General features: G+C 68.8%; 6 protein-coding genes. All 6 read right to left on the bottom strand.

Annotated features, from left to right (window positions below; all coding sequences use genetic code 11):
• Positions 1–87 precede the first annotated feature (87 nt).
• On the bottom strand, positions 88–1,488 hold the full coding sequence (locus tag ACYPYD_RS15325; RefSeq protein WP_459664023.1) for an FAD/NAD(P)-dependent oxidoreductase: 1,401 nt from the start codon (positions 1,486–1,488) through the stop codon (positions 88–90).
• Positions 1,485–1,778, bottom strand: coding sequence for a (2Fe-2S)-binding protein (locus tag ACYPYD_RS15320; RefSeq protein WP_211150832.1), 294 nt, complete (start codon positions 1,776–1,778; stop codon positions 1,485–1,487). The genes ACYPYD_RS15325 and ACYPYD_RS15320 overlap by 4 nt, the downstream gene beginning before the upstream one ends.
• On the bottom strand, positions 1,775–2,989 hold the full coding sequence (locus tag ACYPYD_RS15315) for an NAD(P)/FAD-dependent oxidoreductase (protein ID WP_459664022.1): 1,215 nt from the start codon (positions 2,987–2,989) through the stop codon (positions 1,775–1,777). The genes ACYPYD_RS15320 and ACYPYD_RS15315 overlap by 4 nt, the downstream gene beginning before the upstream one ends.
• 2 nt (positions 2,990–2,991) lie before the next feature.
• Positions 2,992–3,918 carry a dihydrodipicolinate synthase family protein gene (locus ACYPYD_RS15310; RefSeq protein WP_248006083.1) on the bottom strand — a complete coding sequence of 309 codons (927 nt, stop codon included), beginning with the start codon at positions 3,916–3,918 and terminating at the stop codon, positions 2,992–2,994.
• Between the two features lie 222 nt (positions 3,919–4,140).
• Positions 4,141–5,595 carry a sodium:solute symporter family protein gene (locus ACYPYD_RS15305; protein WP_459664020.1) on the bottom strand — a complete coding sequence of 485 codons (1,455 nt, stop codon included), beginning with the start codon at positions 5,593–5,595 and terminating at the stop codon, positions 4,141–4,143.
• Positions 5,592–5,825, bottom strand: a complete 234-nt coding sequence (locus tag ACYPYD_RS15300; protein ID WP_051587121.1) for a DUF3311 domain-containing protein — start codon at positions 5,823–5,825, stop codon at positions 5,592–5,594. Before ACYPYD_RS15300 ends, ACYPYD_RS15305 begins: the two co-directional genes overlap by 4 nt.
• Between the last annotated feature and the right edge of the window lie 192 nt (positions 5,826–6,017).

Genomic DNA, 6,017 nt, shown 5'->3' with positions numbered 1-6,017 from the left:
GCGCAGCGAAGCAATCCAGGGCGGCCTCATACTGCCCTGGATTGCTTCGCTGCGCTCGCAATGACGGCGTGTGGACCGCGAGGTGCTCTATGTCGCGCCTTCCAGCAAGTCCGCCACCGACACCGCACGCGCGGGGAAGCGCGGACGGAAGCCAGTGACCTCGGCTTCCGCGCAGCCCCGCGCCGAGGCGATGCGGCGCACGAGCGCGTGCTCGCAGGTCCGGCCCTGACACAGCCCCATGCCCGCCCGGCAGCGCAGCTTGATCGCGCTTGCCCCGAACGAGGGACCGACTTCCAAGGCATCGGCAATCGCTCGATCGACAGTCCCGGCGGAGATGTCCTCGCACCGGCAGAGCAGGGTTTCCGGCTCCGGCTCCGGCAGCCATGGGCGGGGATCGGCGACACTCCGCAGAAGATCGATGAAGCCCTGCATCGCCTGCCGTTCGGCCCGAGGCTTGCGTATAGCCGCAGCCGCTTCCCCGTCCGACAGCGCGCCCGCGTCCTGCGCGATGGCCAGCCCCGCCAACGCGCCCTCGGCCATCGCCGCATCGCTGCCCGCGACACCGGTGGTCTCGCCCGCGACGTAGAGGCCCGGCACGGTCGCGCGCATGGATGCGTCGTGGATGGCTTCCCAGCCTCCGGCGGGGTCGGACCAGCGTACCTCGGCGCCGATCTGGCGGATCAGGTCGGCTTGCGGCAGGAAGCCGTAGCACATCGCGGCGACGTCGCAGGCGATGCTTTCGCCGTTGCTGAAGACGACGCGCTCCACCGCGTCGGTGCCTTCGCAGCGCAACGCCTGCGCACCGTAGCGAACAGGCACCCCGGCCCGGCGCACCGCCATGATCCCGGCTGCAGCGGCAAGCAGCGGCCCCGGCGTGCGCAGGGCGCGCGGCAGATGCGCCAGCGCCGTGCGCGCCATCGCCGCGAAGGGCTGCGCGAAGCAGACGGCCGCGACGTCTCCGCCGGCCTCGACGATCTGCTGCGCGAGGACGATCATCAGAGGATGAGTGCCGAACAGGACCACGCGCTGGCCGGGCAGCACCTGCTGCGCCTTGATGAGCGTCTGCACCGCGCCCGCGCTCATGACGCCGGGCAGTGTCCAGCCCGGCAGCGCCACCGGCATGTCGTAGCAGCCCCCGGCCACCAGCACCCGCCGCGCCTGCACCTGTTCGATACCGCCCGCCGTGCCCGAGAGGGTCAGCGCGAAACCTTCGCCGTCAGGCATGACGCCCAGCACCGAGCGGCCACCCAGCCATTGCAGCCGCGCGTCGCCGCTCACCCGGTCCAGCAGCGCGCGGCTCTTGCGATAAGGCGCGCCGCCGAGCCATCCGGGGACGGAGAACGTCGCGGGAGGCTGGCGCAGGATCTGGCCGCCGGGGCGCTGCTGCTCGTCGATCACGCATGTCGAGAGGCCCGCCGCCAGCGTCCGCTCCGCAGCGGCGAGGCCTGCCGGACCACCGCCAACGATGGCGACGTCGTAAGTGCTCATGCTTCCGGCCTTTCGGTGCGGATGCGCAGGCCCGGCTCTACGGGCACGAGGCAGCCGCGCAGGCGCCGCCATGGCGCATCCCCGCGCGCGACCCAGACGGTGCATTCGCTGCAGGTGCCCATGTTGCAGAACATTCCCCGCGCGCGACCAGAGCGGTCGTCGCGAAAGCGCGGCGTGGCGGATAGCACGGCAACCGCCACCGTCTCGCCGGGGTGCGCCATGACTTGCGCACCGTCGAGTTCCACCGCGATCGGCGCGGGCCGGGTGACGCCCTGTTCGACGCGCTTCACGGCAACACCGCGAAGGCATCGAGGTGCGCGAAGCGGCGCGGCGTGAACATCGTCAGTTCCTCCGGCGCGGCGCCTTCCGCGATGGTACGCGCAAGCAGCCGCGCCAGCACCGGGCCGAGCGTGAACAGCGATCCGCCCGCCGCGACGAACAGCCCCGGCGCGGCGGCGACCTCACCGACGATCGGAAGCTGATCGGCGGAAATGCAGGTGGTGCCGGTCCATGTCCGCAGCAGCGAGCGCTCGGCCAGCCCCGGCATGACCCGCGCGGCGACTTCCAGATTGGCGCGCAAGTTGGCAGGCTCGACAATCGCGGGGCGGTCGAGATCGGGGGTGCCGTCGGCGCGCTTCGCAAGGCGCGAGGGCCAGCCGCCGCCGATCAGCAAGTTGCCGTCCTCGGTCTGCTTCATCGATAGCCGCCGCCCGACGTGCTGGATGAGGTAAGGGAGCACCGGCTCGGTCCGATCGGTCACGCTCATCATCAGCGGCGCGGGATAGAGCGGCACGTTGAGCCCGAGCAGCCCGGCAAGGCGCGGCACCCAATGCCCCGCCGCCAACAGCACGCGCGGCGTGTTCACCGTGATCTCGCCGTCGGGTCCGTGCAGCGTGGCACGGTAGGTCCGGTCGCGCTGCATCGAGAGTCCGGCAAGCGCGGTGCCGGTCTTCACCAACGCCCCCTGCCCCCGCGCGCCATCGGCGAAGGCATCGACGAGGATGCGCGGGTTGGCATGGCCTTCGTCCTTCAGCCAAGCGGCTCCGGCAAGGTTGGGGGACAGTGCGGAGGCCTTATGGTGCAGTTGGGTGCTGTTGAGTACCCTTGTGGGCAAGCCAAGTTCGTTCTCGCGGGCCACTTTGAAGGCAAGGAGGTCCATCTCCGCCTCGGTCTCGGCCACCATCAGTCCGCCGTGCATGGCGACGTCGAGGGGGCGGCCGAGCATCTCCTCGATGCCCTTCCACTCCTCGATCGCGAGGCGGTTGAGCGAGACGATGCGCGCCCCGTCGGCGGCGGCCTTCTCGCCCTGTTCGAGGAAGCGCCGCTCGATCTGGAAGTGCAGCGAGCCCGCGTTCTGCCCGGAGGCACCCGCGTTGAGGTGCCCCCGCTCAGCCAGCAAGGCCTTGAATCCCAAGCGGGAAAGGTGCCAGGCCGTAGCGCAGCCGACGAGTCCGCCGCCGACGATCAGGATATCGCAGTGGGTCGTCGTCGGCATGCTCATGGTCAGAGCATATCGAGCTTTCGCAGCGTCTCGGCAATGCTTTCGCGGTCCTTGCCGGTGACGTCGATCAGCGGCTTGCGCACCGGGCCACCGGGCAGACCCATCGCATCGAGCGCGGCCTTGAGGATCGCCGGGCCGGAACCGAAGCGGCCGACGAGGTCCGGCGTATACCATTCCTCCATCAGCACCCGGTCCTTGCGCCCGCATTCGCGGGCACCTTCGATATCACCGGCCCACAGCTTGTCGTAGAAGCCGGTCTGGTTGCGGCCGAGCACGCCGCCCGCGCCCATCGTGCCGTCGCCGCCGTGGACACGCAGCATCGTCAGGCCCAGTTCGTCCATCGGATAGCCGAACACGCGGACCTGCTCGCCCAGCGCGAAAACGGTCTCGGCGAAGTGCGTGAAACGCGGGGTGGACTGCTTGATGGCGACGATCGCGTCGATGTCGGCAAGGCGGCGCAGCGTCTCCAGCGGCATGTCGATGCCGGTGCCCGGAGGCCAGTTGTAGACGCAGATCGGCAGGTCGATGGCGGCGCCGACTTCCTCGTAGAACGCCACGATCTCGTTCGGCAGCGGACGCACGTAAGGCGGCGGGGTGATGAGCACGCCCTCGAAACCGGCCTCGGCGGCGGCCTGCGCATAAGCGATCGTCTCGCGCGCGGTGAAGCTGGAGCAGCCCGCGATGAGCGGCACCTTCTTCGCCATCTGGGCACCCGCCAGCGCGAACAGGCGCTTGCGCTCGTCGGGGCGCATGCTGGTCCATTCGCCGGTGGTACCGGCCAGCACAAGGCCGTGCATGCCCTGATCGACGAGCCATTCCAGCAGCAGGCCGAGGCCCTTTTCGTCGAGGGTGTCCTCGTCGATGAAGGGGGTCGTGATCGCGGGGATATAGCCCTGCCAGTTCACCCGTGACCGCTTGCTGACCGTCATTGCTTCGTCCTTGTTCCTGACCTGCGGAAATTCCTGCTGCAGCGGCGCGATCTTTGTCCCGCTCTCTGCCTTCAGACGATCGATGCCAGCGGGGTTGTTTTCCAACAATGGCGCGCATCGGGCGAAAACGTTGCGCTGGCCGCAACGTCGGACATGGCCCGGACACGAAGACGCCGCGCCCGGTCGGGACCGGACGCGGCGTTGTCTTGCGCCTCAGTGTCGTCAGGCGGGTTGGGCGACGAGCACCTTGCGCGGGCTTGCCAGAGACAGGCCCACGGTGACCGCGGCATTGGCGACCAGCGCGACGAGGCCGATCTCCCAGTGCGGGAACCACCCGGCAGCGAGGCTCGACAGTGCGGGCACCCAGAGCACGGCATAGCCCGTCAGCAATCCACACAATACGGCGGCGGCGCTGGTGCGGCGCAGCAGGAAGGCGCAGTAGACGCCCGGCGCCAGCATACCGATCGCTGCATAGGCGGACAGCCCGATCTCGACCAGCGAGCCGCTCGCACCCAAAGTCAGGTAAAGCGCGATCGCGGCGAACACGACCATCGCGAGGCGCGAGACGAGCAGTTCGGTGCGGTCGTCTATGGTCGGAACCAGCGGGCGCACGATGTTGCGGCCGAAGATCGAGCCGCAGGTCAGCAGCAGCACCGAGCCGGGCACGAGCGCCAGCAGCGAGGCCGTCCCCGCCAGCACGCCGAGCATCCAGGCCGGATAGCGCTGCTCCACGAAGGCCAGCAGCAGCGAATTGGGGTCGCCGCCGGGCGCCTTGGTCCCGGCCAGCAGCGCCGCGAAGCCGAGCAGGATGATGAAGAAATACGAGAGCGAGTAGATCGGCTGGAACACCGCATTGCGCCGGATCGTCGTGCCGCTGTCGGCCGAGTAGCACAGCTGGAACATGTGCGGGAAGATGTACGTCCCCAGCGCCACGTTGATTGCCGAGGTCACCAGCCAGGTCACGTCGAGGCCGAGTTCGGGCTTGAGGCCGGGGAAGCGGGTGGCCTCGGGGAAGCGCTCGCCAACGGTGCGGAAGACGTCGAGCACCGAAGCCTCGCCCACCACGCTCGCGACGGTCCAGGCCAGCACGATGACCACGATCAGCATCAGCACGTCTTTCACGCCCGCAGCGAAGGCGGCGGAGCGCAGGCCCGCGAGGAACACGAAGAGCAGCATCAGCACGACCGAGAAGCCCGCCGCCGCGCCCTGGCTCACCCACGGCCCTGCGGCAAGGCGCACCACCAGCGTCAGCGCGGTGACCTGGATCTGCACGTAGACCACCAGCGCAACGAGCCCCGCCGCCGCCACGCAGACACCCAGCCAGCGCGCCTGATAACGGTGCGCGAAGAAGTCCGCCTGCGTGACGAGGCCGTGGCGCCGCCCATAGGCATGGATCATCGGCGTCAGCCAGTAGCCCAGCGCCGCCGACAGCGAGACCGAGCAGAACGCCAGATACGCCGGCGCGCCGTAAGCCCAGGCAAAGCCCGAGATGCCGAGCACGGCGAAGGTCGTGTAGATCTCACCGGCGTTGAGGAACCAGAACACCAGCGTGCCCAGCTTGCGGCCGCCGAGCGCCCATTCCTCCATGGTCTGCGCGCGCTTCTGCTTGCGGCGACCATAGAGCATCGAACCGGCGACGGTGCCGCACACGATCAGCAGGATGAGCGAGAGGATCATGCTCCGCCCTCCTTATTGCGCGCGTCCAGCATGAAGCGGAGGCCCAGAACGGCGGTGGCGAAGAGGATGCCCGCCATCTGCCAGACCATCCCGAACGGCAGGCCCAGCGGCGCCCACTCGACGCCGTTGGCCCACGGCGCGAAGCCCAGTTGCCACACGAACGGCAGCAACAGCAGCAGGTCGGCGCGCGACAGGCCGGTGTCTTCGGGGTTGTCGGTCGGGTCAGTCATCAGTGCTCTCGGATGTTGCAATGAGCAGCGTGGACGCCGTGAACGTTGCATTCAATGACGAATCAATGCTCGAAACGTTGCGAAAAACGAAACGTCATCCCGTATGATTACCTTCCACCCATCTCGTCATTGCGAGCGCAGCGAAGCAATCCAGGGCGACCTCATACTGCCCTGGATTGCTTCGCTGCGCTC

The organism is Novosphingobium sp. 11B (genome assembly GCF_054589055.1).
This window is presented reverse-complemented; position numbering and strand designations above follow the sequence as displayed.